This window comes from Tsukamurella sp. DT100, assembly GCF_049844855.1.
Taxonomy (GTDB): domain Bacteria; phylum Actinomycetota; class Actinomycetes; order Mycobacteriales; family Mycobacteriaceae; genus Tsukamurella.
This window is the reverse complement of the sequence record NZ_JBNCLV010000002.1, coordinates 589,214-603,455: the sequence shown is the minus strand read 5'-3', so window position 1 is coordinate 603,455 and position 14,242 is coordinate 589,214. Positions and strand designations below refer to the sequence as shown.

19 protein-coding genes are annotated in these 14,242 nt (G+C 67.6%); 7 read left to right on the top strand and 12 right to left on the bottom strand.

Annotated elements, in window-relative coordinates:
- Positions 1–58 precede the first annotated feature (58 nt).
- Entirely contained in the window at positions 59–439 is a 381-nt protein-coding gene (locus tag ACLQ3K_RS06530; RefSeq protein WP_425997943.1) for a hypothetical protein, read from the top strand.
- 55 nt (positions 440–494) lie between these two features.
- Here the strand turns inward: ACLQ3K_RS06530 and ACLQ3K_RS06525 are convergent, their stop codons facing one another.
- The 4 genes from ACLQ3K_RS06525 to phoU form a co-directional block, all read right to left on the bottom strand.
- Positions 495–935 (bottom strand): pyridoxamine 5'-phosphate oxidase family protein, encoded by a 441-nt coding sequence (locus ACLQ3K_RS06525; protein ID WP_425998142.1) that lies wholly within the window; start codon positions 933–935, stop codon positions 495–497.
- Between the two features lie 135 nt (positions 936–1,070).
- On the bottom strand, positions 1,071–1,967 hold the full coding sequence (locus ACLQ3K_RS06520; protein ID WP_425997941.1) for an alpha/beta fold hydrolase: 897 nt from the start codon (positions 1,965–1,967) through the stop codon (positions 1,071–1,073).
- Between the two features lie 353 nt (positions 1,968–2,320).
- Positions 2,321–2,596, bottom strand: coding sequence for a hypothetical protein (locus tag ACLQ3K_RS06515; protein ID WP_425997939.1), 276 nt, complete (start codon positions 2,594–2,596; stop codon positions 2,321–2,323).
- 309 nt (positions 2,597–2,905) lie between these two features.
- Positions 2,906–3,568, bottom strand: a complete 663-nt coding sequence (gene phoU, locus ACLQ3K_RS06510) for a phosphate signaling complex protein PhoU (RefSeq protein ID WP_425997937.1) — start codon at positions 3,566–3,568, stop codon at positions 2,906–2,908.
- Between the two features lie 424 nt (positions 3,569–3,992).
- Here phoU and ACLQ3K_RS06505 point away from each other — a divergent pair, with 424 nt between their 5' ends.
- A complete protein-coding gene (locus tag ACLQ3K_RS06505; RefSeq protein WP_425997935.1) occupies positions 3,993–4,715 on the top strand; it encodes an SDR family oxidoreductase in 723 nt (240 codons plus the stop codon).
- A 326-nt stretch (positions 4,716–5,041) separates the two neighbouring features.
- On the opposite strand, the gene ACLQ3K_RS06500 is transcribed toward ACLQ3K_RS06505, so the two are convergent.
- From ACLQ3K_RS06500 to ACLQ3K_RS06475, 6 genes are all read right to left on the bottom strand, one after another.
- Positions 5,042–5,980, bottom strand: coding sequence for an alpha/beta hydrolase (locus ACLQ3K_RS06500; protein ID WP_425997933.1), 939 nt, complete (start codon positions 5,978–5,980; stop codon positions 5,042–5,044).
- Positions 5,981–6,106: 126 nt separating this feature from the next.
- The gene (locus ACLQ3K_RS06495; protein WP_425997931.1) at positions 6,107–6,604 is read right to left on the bottom strand and encodes a hypothetical protein; all 498 of its coding nucleotides are present in this window, start codon (positions 6,602–6,604) and stop codon (positions 6,107–6,109) included.
- Entirely contained in the window at positions 6,601–6,807 is a 207-nt protein-coding gene (locus tag ACLQ3K_RS06490) for a hypothetical protein (protein ID WP_425997929.1), read from the bottom strand. The genes ACLQ3K_RS06495 and ACLQ3K_RS06490 overlap by 4 nt, the downstream gene beginning before the upstream one ends.
- Positions 6,804–7,277: a hypothetical protein gene (locus tag ACLQ3K_RS06485; protein ID WP_425997927.1), complete on the bottom strand. Its 474-nt coding sequence runs from the start codon at positions 7,275–7,277 to the stop codon at positions 6,804–6,806. The genes ACLQ3K_RS06490 and ACLQ3K_RS06485 overlap by 4 nt, the downstream gene beginning before the upstream one ends.
- On the bottom strand, positions 7,270–7,623 hold the full coding sequence (locus ACLQ3K_RS06480; protein ID WP_425997925.1) for a VOC family protein: 354 nt from the start codon (positions 7,621–7,623) through the stop codon (positions 7,270–7,272). The genes ACLQ3K_RS06485 and ACLQ3K_RS06480 overlap by 8 nt, the downstream gene beginning before the upstream one ends.
- A 37-nt stretch (positions 7,624–7,660) precedes the next feature.
- Positions 7,661–7,948 carry a hypothetical protein gene (locus ACLQ3K_RS06475; RefSeq protein ID WP_425997923.1) on the bottom strand — a complete coding sequence of 96 codons (288 nt, stop codon included), beginning with the start codon at positions 7,946–7,948 and terminating at the stop codon, positions 7,661–7,663.
- A 100-nt stretch (positions 7,949–8,048) separates the two neighbouring features.
- Between ACLQ3K_RS06475 and ACLQ3K_RS06470 the strand changes: the two genes are divergently transcribed.
- The 4 genes from ACLQ3K_RS06470 to ACLQ3K_RS06455 all read left to right on the top strand — a co-directional run bounded on the left by ACLQ3K_RS06470 (position 8,049) and on the right by ACLQ3K_RS06455 (position 11,668).
- Positions 8,049–8,609 (top strand): hypothetical protein, encoded by a 561-nt coding sequence (locus tag ACLQ3K_RS06470; RefSeq protein ID WP_425997921.1) that lies wholly within the window; start codon positions 8,049–8,051, stop codon positions 8,607–8,609.
- On the top strand, positions 8,609–9,349 hold the full coding sequence (locus ACLQ3K_RS06465; RefSeq protein ID WP_425997919.1) for a hypothetical protein: 741 nt from the start codon (positions 8,609–8,611) through the stop codon (positions 9,347–9,349). The genes ACLQ3K_RS06470 and ACLQ3K_RS06465 overlap by 1 nt, the downstream gene beginning before the upstream one ends.
- A 254-nt stretch (positions 9,350–9,603) precedes the next feature.
- Positions 9,604–9,975 (top strand): hypothetical protein, encoded by a 372-nt coding sequence (locus ACLQ3K_RS06460; RefSeq protein ID WP_425997917.1) that lies wholly within the window; start codon positions 9,604–9,606, stop codon positions 9,973–9,975.
- Positions 9,976–10,831: 856 nt separating this feature from the next.
- The gene (locus ACLQ3K_RS06455; RefSeq protein ID WP_425998140.1) at positions 10,832–11,668 is read left to right on the top strand and encodes a bifunctional 5,10-methylenetetrahydrofolate dehydrogenase/5,10-methenyltetrahydrofolate cyclohydrolase; all 837 of its coding nucleotides are present in this window, start codon (positions 10,832–10,834) and stop codon (positions 11,666–11,668) included.
- Between the two features lie 381 nt (positions 11,669–12,049).
- On the opposite strand, the gene ACLQ3K_RS06450 is transcribed toward ACLQ3K_RS06455, so the two are convergent.
- Entirely contained in the window at positions 12,050–12,259 is a 210-nt protein-coding gene (locus ACLQ3K_RS06450) for an excalibur calcium-binding domain-containing protein (protein ID WP_224648827.1), read from the bottom strand.
- A 238-nt stretch (positions 12,260–12,497) separates the two neighbouring features.
- Here ACLQ3K_RS06450 and ACLQ3K_RS06445 point away from each other — a divergent pair, with 238 nt between their 5' ends.
- A complete protein-coding gene (locus ACLQ3K_RS06445; protein ID WP_425997915.1) occupies positions 12,498–13,445 on the top strand; it encodes an esterase/lipase family protein in 948 nt (315 codons plus the stop codon).
- 4 nt (positions 13,446–13,449) lie between these two features.
- Here the strand turns inward: ACLQ3K_RS06445 and ACLQ3K_RS06440 are convergent, their stop codons facing one another.
- A complete protein-coding gene (locus ACLQ3K_RS06440; RefSeq protein WP_425997913.1) occupies positions 13,450–14,196 on the bottom strand; it encodes a lipase family alpha/beta hydrolase in 747 nt (248 codons plus the stop codon).
- Between the last annotated feature and the right edge of the window lie 46 nt (positions 14,197–14,242).

Sequence of the window (14,242 nt, the reverse complement as noted above, 5' to 3'; positions counted from 1 at the left end):
TGTACGCAACCGGGCGGCGAGGTGGCGGACGCGGTCAGAGGAGTGTTTATGATCAAGCATGATTGATTCGCGTAACGCAAGTCGGTGGGAGGCGCCTGCCTTTGTTGCAGGCTCGCTCGCCGTGTTCGCGCTCGCCCTGGGGCAGCTGCTGATCGCGGGTCTGTCGCTGGCGATCTGCGTGAGCCTGTGGGATCAGTCGCGCCGCCCGAGGCGGGCGGGTTTGTGGCAGCTGTTGTTCATCGGCACACCGGTCGTGATCTTCGGGTTCGGCGTGTGGGAGCTCGCCCACGGGCGTGTGACGTTAGCGCTGCTGCTCGCGGCTATTGCTGTCGGGACGGTGGCGTTGGCGGTGCTCGGAAACTGGCGGACGCGCACGGAGGCTGGGCTCGACGCCACAGCTGGCGCACGGTCTAGCGAGACTTTGATCATCGACAGGTAGCACCGCCCAGCCTCGGGTCTGGGTGGTGCAACGGTTGGGTGCCGGGTTGCGGCTATTAGTTTCCCCGCACTGTGTGCGGAGTGAACGCAAGTGGTACGGAGAACGTGGTCGCGTAGCGCGCGGCGCTGCCGAACACGGTATTCATCGACGTCTGGTACTTGGCGGCGAACGCGGCATGAGCGTCCGCGGGCGGGAAGCCGCTGCCCAGGCGCTCGATGATTCCCGTCATCACGAGGTAGTCGTGCCCGTTGCCGTCATCGTTGAGGTGCAGCGATGCTCTGCCGCCCAGGGCAATGCGGTCGAGACGTTTCGCGGTAGCTTGACTGTAGGTGATCACCCGCTGATCAGCGTCGTTCCACAGGAACCACACCGGGGCGGGTTGGGGTGTCCCTCGTTCGGTCACCAAGGTCAGCCAGGCAACGAGATCGATGTTGAGGCGGTCGCGGAATCGTGTTGCCGTCGCAGGGGCGAGGTGGCCGAAGAGGTCGCTGTGCATCGTCGTCACGCTTTCACTATCGCCCCTAATTGGGAGCACGCTGTTGAAACTGTGATCGTGGTCTGGGGTGGAGTTGCGGGGAACCGGTCCCGATCCGGCGTCCCAGGCGTAATCGCATGTCCGCGTGAGCAGCCGTTAACGGGGGGTGGAGCGAAGCGCGGCGAGGACGGCTTCGGGGGCTTCCGATTGCGGGAAGTGGCCAACATCGTCGAGTCGGGTGATGCGGGCGTGCGGCAGTTGCCCCTGCGCGGCGTGAAGCACGTGGGCGCCGGATACGGGATCGGCGAGTCCCCAGATCAGGTGGAGTGGGCCGTTCCAGTCACGGAGTGCTGCCTCCCACCGCGTGTGATGGACGGTTCGTTCGGCGTTGTAGCCGAGGAGGCGGTCGGCGATGTGATGTCCGTTCCCGCGGGCTATTCCGACCCAGAGTTCGTCGAATTCAGCCGCGGAAATGGCTTGTCCTCGGACGGAGTCGACGGCGCGTTTGAGTGTCCGCCGGCTGAGAAGCCTCGCGAAGAGAGCACCGACGACGGGGGTGCTCAGTGCTTGTTGTACCCGTGTCGGGCGATAGGCGGTGTAGACGATGCCGCAGTTGAGGATGTCGACTGCGCTGATCGAGTACGGTAGGGCGCCACGTCGGTGGCGGTCGAGGATCTCCTGTCCGACGATCCCTCCGTAGTCGTGAACGACCAGCCGCGCCTCTTCGATCGCTTCGTGCTCGAGCACTGCGGCAACGGTGTCCGCGGAAGCGCCGACTGTGTATTGGTGACCGCGGGGCTTATCCGACGCGCCGTAGCCCAGGAAATCGATGGCGATCACGGTGTGATCGATCGCGAGATCCTGCGCTATCGCGGCGTAGTCGTAGGACCAGGTGGGGAAGCCATGGAGCAGGATGATCGCCGGCCCACGCCCCCTGCGCTGATATGCGATCCGGTGGCCGCTGCTCGTTGTCAGGTAGCTGCTCGCTGCGATCCATTCCTCCGCAGACTCGATCGGCCCGCGGCCGCCGTCCTCTGGCTCTGAAGATCCCACCCCACCAGTGCAGCAGTGCAAACGCATCCACGCCAAGGCTTTCACTTGCCCCGAACGCAATCAGCCACCACCCGTCGCTGACTTGGCGAGGACCCGCGCCACGCTGCGACGCAACGGCTCGATCGACGAAACTCCACATGCGGGGCGTAGATACGCCGGCACTGAGGGCAGTGCGCGGAGCTGGGTGCGGTTTTCGGCGGACTGTGACCGTCTCGCCCAGCGCGTATACCCGCCGGGTCGCAGTCGCCAGTACCAGCCTCGCCGCGCGACTCGGCGATCTAGTTCAGGCAGAGCGGCGAGAGTCCGAACGAGGCACGACCTGCTCGTTACCCCGCTGGCCGTACTGGGCTGACCTAGCTGCCGTAAGGCGGGAAGCTGGCCATGCCCAGGCCGTCCGGGGTTCCCGTCGAACTGCCCCGGTACTCCTTGAGGTACTCCGCGTGCCAACGTGGCCAGTCGAGATACACCGCACCCATGGCGTCCCGGTAGCGGCGGTACTGCCCGCGTGCAGTGCGGAGGGTCCGCCGCGACTCGCGCGCTGCCGAACGCGCAGCCAGCTTCGCTGCCTGTTCCTGGTTTGCTGTCAACGGCACCGGCGGGTCTGCAAATACACCTCTGTTGAATCGCATGCCGCCGCCTCCGTGTTGATCCGATATTTGCTTACATGGATTCTATCGAGAAGATGCGGACATGCTTCAGGTTGGCTCCCGAGTGCGACGGCAGCGTCACATTCTCCGAAAGGTCGGAGTTTCTGCCCGGAGGACGTGAGGTGCCATCCGTTGGTCAGAACGCTAACCACTGGATGCGCGAGTGGCCGGCCCACTGCTGAGATGGAGCGACGCCGGCGGGACGGGGATCGTCGCACTCTGCTGTTCTCTGAGGCGCCTTTCCATGGCTGCGCGGCCCGGGAAGCGGGGAAGCGTACGGATCGGTGTCCGCTAGTCCCGCTGCTCCGAGGATGCGGGCTCCGGGAACGTTCCCGTCGCCAGGTACACGATCCGGCGACCTACCGACACTGCGTGATCGCCGAACCTCTCGAAGAACCGGCACAGGAGCACTGCGTCGATCGCCTCGGGGACTGAGATGCTCTCATCGCTCAACACGACATCAGACAGCTCGTCGGCGAGCCGGTCCATCACGTCGTCGCGCGCGTCGATCGATGCCGCGTGACTGGGATCGGGATCCGCCAGGACGTGCTTGGCGGCGGAGATGAGTTCGTGCGCCACCTCGCCCATCTGTATCAGAATTGGCCGCGCGGCGCCGCCTGTGTCGACCGGGTGGTTGCGACGAACGACCTTCGCGACATGCTCAGCTAGTTGCCCCATCCGGACCAGGTCTCCGATCAGGTGGACGCTGGCGACGATCTGCCGGAGGTCGCGCCCGACGGGGGCTTGAAGGGCGAGGAGCAGCATCGCCTGCGATTGCGCTGGTTCTTCCATAGCGGTCAGCTGCGCAGACCTATCTACAGCCTGCTCCGCGGCGGCCAGGTTCGACTCATTCAGCGCAGAACTCGCTGCGACGATCGCACCATCGGCGATATCGCACATGGTCACGAGCGTGGTGCTGAGCTCGTCTAGGCGTTCCTGGAAGTCGTCCCGCATCTGAGCATCATCCCCCAGAGAATTCGGCAAGGGAATTGCCCTATCCTTGGAATGCATTCGGTTTCGTTCGTCGTAGCGATCCCGCAGGAACCGCATGGCCGTCGACCGCGAGGGCGGTAAACTCCAACCCGTAGCAGTAGGTCTATGGGGTGCCCGCAGCTAGTGGCGGCAAGCGCCTCGATGGAACGGAGCGCTTTTGGTGTGCCATGCGCCGTCTCGCTACGCCGACGGCGGCGATCGCGACGGGCGTCGACTCCCTACTGGCTCGGCAGTGATATACCGGCGACCTAATCGCCACCGAGTGCGCCCGACACTACGCGAGTAAAAGCAGCCGTCGTAACGGCCGTTGGACAGTCGCGTAGACCCTGGAATCATCGAGCGCGCAGCGCTGCCGCAAGGGTGCCCCTTGGGCTAGGTTCGCGGGATGACCTTCGAACTCCGCGCTCGCACCGTCGTCCTGATCGGGGGAGCCTCCGGGATCGGCCTCGCCGTCGCCCGACGCGTGATCGCCGACGGTGCCCGGGTCGTCCTCGGCGGGCGCTCGCGGGAGCGGCTCGACGGTGCCGTCGCCGCGCTGGGGCCGGCGGCGACGGGCCGCACTGTCGACACGGCCGACCCCGACGGCGTCGAGGCCTTTTTCGCGCGGGTGGAGTCGGTCGACGCGCTGTTCACGACTGCGGCGACCTACACCGTTGGGTCCTTCGTCGAGCTCGACGTCGAGGAGGCTCGCAGCCCCTTCGAGTCCAAGTTCTGGGGCCAGTACCGGATGGTCAAGGCGGCGCTGCCGGCGCTCACTGCGGACGCCGCGGTGGTGCTCACGTCGGGCGCCGCGAGCGTGCGCCCTGCGGGCCCGGCGGCGCCGTACGTCGCCGTGAACGCCGCGATCGAGGGCCTCGCGCGGGGGCTGGCGGTCGAGTTGGCGCCGGTGCGGGTCAATGCGATCGCGCCCGGCACCGTCGACGGGAACCTGTGGGCGGGCCGACCCAGGGAGGCGCGTGAGGCGGCCTTCGCGCACATTGAGCGCGAGGCTGTGCTCGGCCGCCCCGGAACTGAGGACGAGATCGCGGCCGCGGTCGTCCACCTCTTCACGAGCACGTACACGACGGGCTCGACCCTGTACGTCGACGGCGGATACGCCCTACGCTGACGACTACGGGGGATAGCCGCGACATCCGTCGCTCTGCTCGCTGCGACCGGGAGCCTTGATCTCCGGTGACGGATCCGAAGCGGTTGCAGAGGGCGGTCTCGGCAATCTTGACCGGACGGGCAGCGCGATCATCTGGATGGTAGCTTCCTAGGCGCCATAGGACCGTGGGGCGCACAGCTACGTCGCAGGAGCAGGCGCGTGGGCCGTCGTCGTCAATCCCCCTAAACGAGTGCAAGCCTAGTGCTGCGGCGCGGCTAGGGCCGCCGAAGGCGCAGATATTACCGATTGGCCTCACCGCAGAGGCCGTGAGGGTCGCCCAAGTCTGCCTACAGTTGTGCCGCCGCGAAGGCGGCGATCGTCTTGGCCATAGTGTCCAGGCCGGGCTGTTCGAGCGGATAGTGTCCGGCGTTCTCGAGCAGCACGGTCTCGACCGGGACGCGGGTGATCCGGTCGAGGAAGGGCGTCGACAGCTCCAGCGGCGTCCACCGGTCGGCGGTGGGCTGGGTGAGCAGCACCGGGCAGGTCTCGAACTCCTCGGGCGCGACGGCGGGCCGGTAATTCAAGTAGGAGTCGAGGAACGCCACGGACACGAGGTTGCCTGCCGAGGTGCGGTCGGCGTAGCAGGCGCGCTTGGCGGCGGGGTCGTTGACCAGCGCGCGCATCTTGCTCACCAGCTTCATCGGGACCTTCGTGCCGCGCAGCGGCGTGCGGGCGAGGGCCTTCATGACGGGCGCGCCCACGGCGCCGGTGATGGGGTCGAAGGCGGTGTCGCGCCGGACCTTCGCCGATTGTTGGTCGAGGAAGGTCATCCCGACGATGCCGCTGACTCGCGGGTTGATCGAGGCGATGTGGTAGGTCTCCATGCCGCCTGCAGACAGGCCGTACAGGACCACCGGCCGGTCGTCCTTCGCGAGCTCGGCGTCGACGAGGTCGGAGCCGATGCGCACCCAGTCGTCGTAGGTGACGAGGGCGCCGGGCGCGACCTCGGTGACGCCGTAAGTGGGCATGTCGATCGCGATGGTCTCGAAGCCGCGCTCGGCGAGCGGGTGACCGAGGATCGTCGACATCTGGCGCCCGTTGGTGCCGACGCCGTGCAGGAGGATCACCTTCACAGGCGCGTCGGGGGCGCGGTAGGTGTCGAGATGGATGCGGTGGCCTCGGTGCTCCCACCATTCCTCGTCGGGTGCGGTGTCCGGGGTGAGGCGGTATGCCGGGGGAAGGGACTGCTGGATGGCCTGCCACTCGGACTGCTCTGCGTAGTTCACAACCGCCAGTGTCTTTCGATCATGCGCATCCGGCAACAGGTGGAACACCCGGAGTAGTAGTTCGGGGCCTCGTTGTGCAACGGCCAGCACTTCGTCGGATCGGACCCGATAGCACTTCTCGCGCCATTAATCCATGGCCAACCGGTCTCTCCACGCGCGCAACTGCGGCAGGATCCAGTCCACGGTGCCTTCAGGCGGACATCCGGAGCCGGTGAGCCACCGCTCGGCAGCCGCATCAAGATCGGTGTCGGTGTCGGTCGCGTGCACCGGGATCCGCTGCGCGACTGCGTGATCGAGGTCGAGCGGCTCCCCGGCGGGTACCCACTGCAGCCACACCGCGTTAGCGGTCTCCCAGCAGCGCATGCGGCCCGGCATCGGGCAGGTCGGCTGGCTGCTCGCGTGCGTCTCGGGCGCAGGCTTGCCGCCGAGTTCGGCTCGCATCGCGTACAGCTGCCGGCGCCAAGTTGCGACCTGCTTGGCGAGGCGAGCGTGTACGAGGGTGGCCTGCTCCCGCTGCGCGTCGAGGACCATCGTCTCGATGTCGAAGTTGGTCGAGGCCGCAGTGACGGTGAACTCGATGGCGCCGCCGGGGAACAGATCGGTGAGGGTTCGGATCTCGGTCACAGCTGCTCCTTGCTCATGGGATCAGCCGTGCACCAGCGCAGTCCGGTTGCCAGTCCCTGCGCGAGGACGGGCAATGCGAGGGCCGGCAGGTAGAGGTGAAGCCACTCCGCGCGGAGGAACGCGCCGCCGAGGCTGGCGACCAGGAGCAGGACGATGGCAACTGCGGCGGCGAAGGGGACGGTGTGCTCCGCTGTGGCAGTCACTGCGCTGCCTCCGTGGAGTCCGGCGTGTACCAGGCGAAGGCTTCGTACCCGGCCTGCCGACCCGCGCCGATGTCCGTGACAACGTGACCACGCCCGCTGGTCCACGACCCGCTGATCTGGACTCTTCCGCCCTCGACGGCCCAGCGGTCGAGTGCTGCGGCGAGGATGCGCGGCCCGGCGATCCTCCAGTCGGCGATCGGATAGGTCGATGCGATCGGCTCTGTTCGGCTGCGGTCGACGAGAACGACGCGGTCGCCGTCGGCGCGGGGCCGTTCGTGATAGCCCAGGACGGTGTCGACCGCCTCCAAGAGCTGGTCGAGCGAGCCGGACACGGCCAACTGCACCGCGTATGAGTCCTCGGGCAGCCCGTTCCTCATCAAGCCCAGCACGGTCTCGTGTATCCGCATCATCTCGGCGTCGACCGCGTCGAGCAGCTCGCGTTGGCGGCGGTTGCGGTCGGGCTCAGCCACGGACCGTCATCACCACGGTGTTGCCGTCGCGGTCGGTGAGGCGGCGCGGAAACTGCTCGGATGCCTGGTCGGCGTTGCCGAATCGGTCGCCGACGGACAGTTCGATCCTGACCCTGCTCGCCGGCCGATCGCCACGCGGATACAGCTCGATCAGCAGTCCGCCGACCTGTGCCGAGACATGCTCGGGGCCGGCAGCGTGCTTCTCGCGAGACCAGGTCACGCCCAGCGCATCCCGGTACCACGCAGCTGAGACGTCGACGTCGTTCACGTAGAGCACCAGCGTCTGTACCTGCGGCGCGTGTCGCGCAGCCAGTGCTCGCCGGGCCCAGCTGCGTGCTTCGATCACGGCACCGTCGAGTCGTGCCCGCCACTGTTCTTGCTGATCAGAGGGCACGGCTGACCGCCTGTTCGATTTCGGCTTCGATCTCTGCGTTGAGCCTCTTCACGCCGAGGCGCACGGCGTGGTGGTTGCTGGCACCGCGTGGTGACGGCGGGATCAGGGTGCGCAGCTGCGCCGAGGCGAGGTCGACGGTCGCCCGGATCAGGTCCAGGTCGATGATCGCGCGGCGCAGGTACATCCACTCCGCGGTAGGAGGCTCGGTCTGGGCGAGCGCGGTTGTCGCTGCGGCGCGCAGGTTCTCTTCGGTGTCGATTGGTGCGTCAGGGGCCATGCAGTGGATCTTCTCTTGAGGGGCTGTTATTTGCACGGTCGGGCTTGAGGCTCAAGCTATTCGGGTGCGGGTGTCGGTCACTGGAGAGAGGATCAGCGGTATGGATGCCGATGATGATCTCGAGACTCGCGCCAGCCTCTACTGCGTCGCTCAGCAGGCGGCGGCGCTGCATCGGCTCTTGGCTGTGTTGCCGCCTGACGCAGCGCGGCGCGTCACCGGCGGCGAGAAGGACACGATCTCCCAACTGACCTCCCGCGCGCTGTGGTCCTCCACTGCGGACCTGCACCAGCAGGGCCGAAGCGAGTACGCGAAGCAGGTGGTCGCGCAGGCTCGGGGCGGCGCAGCGGAGGGCATTACCGAACTGCGACTAGTCACCAACAGCCTCGACATCAGCGAGCGATTCTGGACCGCGATCTACGCCGACGCCGCGGTGGAACGGATCGGCGGTGAGCTCCGGATCACGCCGCAGGAAGGACCGGCCCTGCTGCTCGTGGAGGCGCTCGCAGCGCATCTGATCACGACCGTGGACATGGAGATCGTCGTGGACGACGACGCTGCGGATCGACTGCGGGCAAATGGATTCGATGTCTCGCGCGACGGTCGCTACGTCGTCGATGTCAACGGGACGGATGCGACTGTGCGGATAGAGGTGAGGCCGTGATGACCGTCGATGGCCTGCGCGCGCTGCTGGCGGAACTGCCGGGAGACGTGCCGGTGCTGGTGAGTGGGTACGAGGGCGGCTTCGCCGCGGTGGCGGATGCGACCGTCGTCGAGGTCCAGGAGCTGGATCGCGGCGACGACGCGGATTACCTCGGCCGGTTCGTGGTGCCGGCGGAGGCCGCCGAGGAGATCGACGGGCGTGGCGCGGACTGGCTGTACATGGTCGGCGGCGAGCCCCCCGAAGTTCGTCGGCAATCCGATCACCGCGTTGGTTCTGAGCAGGGAGGGACGCTGATGGCGGAGCGCGACGACGCGTATTGGGAGGGCATGAGCAGCGGGATCGAGCGCGGCGAGTACGAGGTGATCGGGCCGGTCGAGCTGGGACCGGCGGCTGCGCCGCTCCGGCTCACCCGGATCGTGCTCTACATGCCGGCACCGATGCTGCGTCATGTCGCCGCTGCCTACGGCGCTGTGCTGAACGCCGAGCCCGTGACCAGCACCGATGAGCGCGGTGAGCTGGTCGAGCTGACCGACGCCGTGGGGTTCACGATCGAGTTCCGTCCCGTCGAGGCCGGCGAAGGGACGCCGACGGTCACCAGGCTGGAGTTCCGTGGTCCCGGGGCTGCAGCCGCGGCCGAGCGTCTGCAGGCCGAGACGGGCGATGTTCAGCGACATCTGCTCGGCGGGCGATGGGACACCGTTGCGGGAAACAGCATCCGGTTGGTCGGCCCGGGCGACTAGGTGAGCACCGAGGGGCGGGCACGGATCAGCGAGGCGATCCAGCGTGGCGAGCTCGAGGACGAGCTCGACCGGATGAACGGGGAGGGTGAGTCGTGAGTGTCCCGTGGCCGATCGTCCGCGTCGGCAGGTGGGCGAGGCCCTCCGACCTCGCAGTCCAGGTCGAAGCGCCGGGGGCACGCAATCCACAGATTTACCCACGCCTAACTGACTATCAAGTAAGTTGTTGCCAGTACCTCGAAGATTGGAGATTCTAAATGGGATTCCTTCCAAAGAACCCTACCGAAATCATCGGCCGTGCCGACCGCACCCTGACCAGCGCCGACGCCACCCTGGGGCGTGTTGACGGCACGCTCAGTGACGTGAGCACCACGCTTACAGAGGTCGATACCAAGCTGGGAACTGTCGACACCACCTTGTCGACGGTTGGAAACACACTGACGTCTGTGTCCGGGACGCTGACCTCAGTCGAAGGTACGTTGGCCGATGTATCCGGGACCCTCATCGACGTCCGCGGGGCGGTGTCCGAGGTGAAGGCGCTGCTTGAGCAGCTATCGACCAAGCTTGAACTACTCGATCAGGTGCCCGAGATCATCGCCAAGCTCGACGTGCTGGTCTCCAAGACGTAGGCGACCGCGGCGTGCGGCCTGCGCCTCGTTCTTCGCAGCGCCGCACCTCGGCGAACCTCAAGGCCGCGATGCAATCCTGCCATCGATCGTGCGTGTACCTGCCACGGTGACATTCGTGTACAAGCTGCTCGTCGGGCCCGGGGTGTAGCGGATTCGGGCCCGACGGAGTCAGCGGATCTATTTTGCGATGCAGAGGCTGCTGTCGCCGGCGGCATCCCCGGGCTGTGCTTGGGTGACGCCGGGCTTGCCGTCCTCGGTGGTGCAGGGCTGTCCCTCGGGGACGCCGGCGGGGGCGGCCGGCTTGGTCTTGGTCGCAGTGGGCGTGCCGGTCGGGATGCAGAGGCTGCTGTCGCCAGCTGCGTCACCGGGCTGTGCCTGGGTGACGCCGGGCTTGCCGTCGCTGGTCGTGCAGCGCTGTCCCTCAGGGACGCCGGCGCGAGCTGCCGTGGTCGTGGTCTTCGCCGGGGCCTGGTTCGGGTGCGTCGCGGCGGGCGCGGCCGGCTTCGCGTTCGTCCCGGGTGCGGGTGCACCGGTGGCCGGGGTCTGGTTGCCAGGTGTCGCGGATGAAGAGCTGCTGGATGCCGAAGCCGTAACGGTGACCGTCGCTGGGGTGTCGTTCCCACAGGCGGTGAGTCCGACAAGTAGGCAGGCGATAGATCCGGCGACGGAGAGTTGTCGGAGCATGATGTTCCCTTCGCTGGGAGATGGCAATGGTGCGAGCTCGGTCACAGCGAAGGGTAGGCCTGTAGCAATCGCGAACAGCGGGCGGTCTGCGTGTACGGACCCGGGGTGTGAACGGAGTCTAGGGCGTGCACTGGCGCACCTGACCGTGGACCTGTAATCGCGCGCAGGCAGCATCTGCGACGGCGGCCAATTCGACGGTTCTTTTCGGCACCGGCTTGCTACCGAGCTGAACGCGGCGACCGCTGCCCGCGCCGCTGCGCTGCCGTTCACCCCGACCCTCGCCACCGTGCTCGTCGGCGACGACCCCGGCTCTACCAAGTACGTGCAGATTAAGCAGCGCAGGTGCGTCCAGTACGGCCTGGGCTCCCGCCACGTTCATCTGCCGGCCGACACCTCCACCGCCGAGTTGGTCGCGGTGCTGATCGAGCTCGGTGTCGATCCCGCCGTACATGGGATCCTGCTGCAGCACCCGCTCCCGCCGCAGATCGACGAGCGCGCCGCCTTCGACGCGATCCCGCTCCGGAAAGACGTGGACGGTACCTCGAGCGCAGCGTTCGCCGCGGCGGCGCTCGGTCAGGCCGGCCACCGCAGCCGCACCCCGGCGGGGATCGTCAGACTCCTCGATCACTACCGTGTCGAACTCGCCGGCGAAGACGTGGTGATCGTCGGCCGGAGCGGGATCCTCGGCAAGCCCCTGGCAGCGATGCTCACGGCGCGCGACGCCACCGTCACGGTGTGTCACTCCCGGACCCGTGACCTCGCCGCGCACACCAGCCGCGCCGAGATCCTCGTCGCCGCTGCGGGCCGGCCAGGCTTGATCACGGCCGCGATGGTGCGTTCGGGTGCGGTCGTCGTAGATGCCGGATTCACTCCGGGAGACGTGTCGGAGGAGGCTGCCGAGGTCGCCCGGGCTGCGTCACCGGTGCCGGGTGGTGTCGGGCCGATGACGATCGCGATGTTGCTGGCTCAGACGGTGGATGCGGCGCAGGCGGTGGTGGGCACCCGGTAGGGCGGTTGGGGTCCGGGCGGAGTCCCACAGGTTGGGTAGTCGAGCACATTGAGCGGGTAGCGAAGGGGAGGCGAGCCGCGACGCCACCACCGGGCGTAGGTGGCACGGAGCCCGATTCTGGCCGCAGTTCCGACAATCTGCGCACCGCGGCCAACCCGTGGATCGCGCTGGATCGTCTGCCTTATCCGGGACGTCCAGGTTGCACGAAAGTTGCACAATCGCCATAGAACGAAGTCGTTCCCGGTAGAGCCGCAGAGGCGAAAGATGCAGTTCAATGGGCGTTCCGTCCCCCTCGCCAGCACTCTTGAACGGGTTCAATTCCCGGCGGCTCCACAGCGAAGCGCCCCCGGCCATCGGCCGGGGGCGCTTTCGTGTCCGCTGCTACTTCTTCACCTCGCAGGCGATCCCGTCGCCGTCGCGGTCGAGGTGGCTCGCGTACCCGGGATCGCCCTTGAGCAGTGGGGCCTTGCCGGCCTTGCGTACCTCGGTGCAGTTCTTGTAGTACGGGTCGGCGTGCGACACGGCGGCGGGGGCGGCGAGGGCCGCGATCGAGAACGCGGCGACGACGACGCGGGTGAAGGTGGGGGACATGGGTACTCCTGCAGACCGGGGGAAGCGACGACCGCGGGACGGTCCCTCTCCCGCGGTTCTTACGGTGTACGCCTTTGCGGCGGCAAGCTGATTGCCGGATATGGGTAATTAGCCGGGAAAGTGACCGCATCGCACGATTCGGCGGCGATGGTGGAGCGGCCGGGCCGGACGACTGTGAGTGAAACAAGTTCTAGAAATGTCTCTCAGTACGACGTGGGTTGGACTATCGTCCGTGAGCATGAACCTGCGTTCCGTATGGCGACGGGCGGCCGTCGCTGCGGCCGGCATCGCGCTCCTGGTGGCGGCACCGTCGTCCGCAGCGCCGCTGCCCGAGAACTTCAACTTCTTCGGCGGCATACCGTCGGAACTGACGAACGCGAACGGCTCGCTGCCGGGGACGAACGACTACTCCTGCAGGCCGACGGCTCGTCATTCCAATCCCGTCGTGCTGGTGCACGGCACCGGCGGCGGCTCGCAGACGAACTGGGGCGCCTACGCGCCGCTCCTCAAGAACAACGACTACTGCGTCTTCTCCTTCACCTACGGCGCGCTGCCCGGTGCGCCGTGGCCGGTGAATCAGATCGGCGGGACCCGCCCGCTCGCGACCAGCGCGCAGCAGCTCAAGCAGACGGTGGAACGCGTTCTCGCATCGACCGGCGCGAAGAAGGTCGACCTCATCGGCCATTCGCAGGGCACGCTCATGCCGTCGTACTTCGTGAAGTACCTGGGCGGCGCCGACAAGGTGGGCAAGTACGTCTCACTCGCGCCGCTCTGGCGCGGCACCGGCGGCGACCTCGGGCGCGCGGCCTCGGTCTTCGTTCGCGGCCTGAACATCCGCGATCCGTACTTCCCGGTCTTCGAGTCGATCGGCGACATGCTGCCGGGATCGCGCTTCCTCGACAAGATCTGGGCCGACGGTACGCCCTATGCGCGCGGCGTCGAGTACACGAACATCTCCACCCGCTTCGACGAGCTGGTGCTGCCGTACACGAGCGGCCAGCTCGACGGCCCGCCCGGAATCAAGGTCACCAACATCGTCGTGCAGGACACCTGCGGCCAGGACTTCTCCGACCATCTGGCCATCGCGGGTTCCCGGCGCGCGGCGTATTTCGCGCTCAACGCCCTCGATCCGCAGCATCCGTGGCCGGTGCCCTGTTACGTGGTGCCGCCGTTCACGGGGGCCTGACCCGCTAGCCTCCGCTGGCGGCCCGGCCCGCCGGGTACAGGGTGTTCGTCGCCTGGATCGAGCCGGCGGCCTCGTCGGCGCGCACGCCCTCGCACCGTCCGGCGACCGCGGCCTGGACCTGCGCGATCACGCGCGGGTCCACGGGCTCGACGGTGTGGTCGAATCCGCCGTTCCCGGTGGCCGACGGGACGGGCGTCATCCGGCACTGCGGTCCGGTGATGCGGCCGTCGGCCCACTCCTTGGCGCTCCGGATCGAGAAGTACTGCGTGGGTCCGACGGCCCCGACGCCGCTGTTCAGCGTGGCGAGGAAGCTCGAACCGGGGCACACCTCGCGGGCGGTGCCGGACTGCGAGCAGGCGGCGGGACTGCCGTACTGCGCGGTGCCGATCGCGACGTAGTGGGTCACCTTCGGGGCTCCGCCCAGCGCCTTGAGGTAGTAGCGGGCGCTGAGGCCGCCCACGCTGTGACCGACCAGGGAGACGGGGCCGCCGCCGGCCTTCGCCCGGTCGACGGCCGCGCCGATCGCGGTGGCGTCGGAGCGCAGGTCGAGGCCCCGCAGGTTCAGCACCTCGACCCGCGACCCGGACCGCTCGAGGGCGGCCTTCATCGGCTGGTAGGGCAGCGAGCCGATGTACTGGCCGGGAACGATGACGACGGTGCCCTGCGCGGGCGCGGCGGCAGCGGGTGCCGCGAGGGCGCCGGTCGCGGCGACGGCCGCAGCCAGGGCGAGGAGGGAGCGTCCTGCATTCATGCAGGGGAGCCTAACCTAAACAACCAGTGTTGAGAAGGATCGTGTC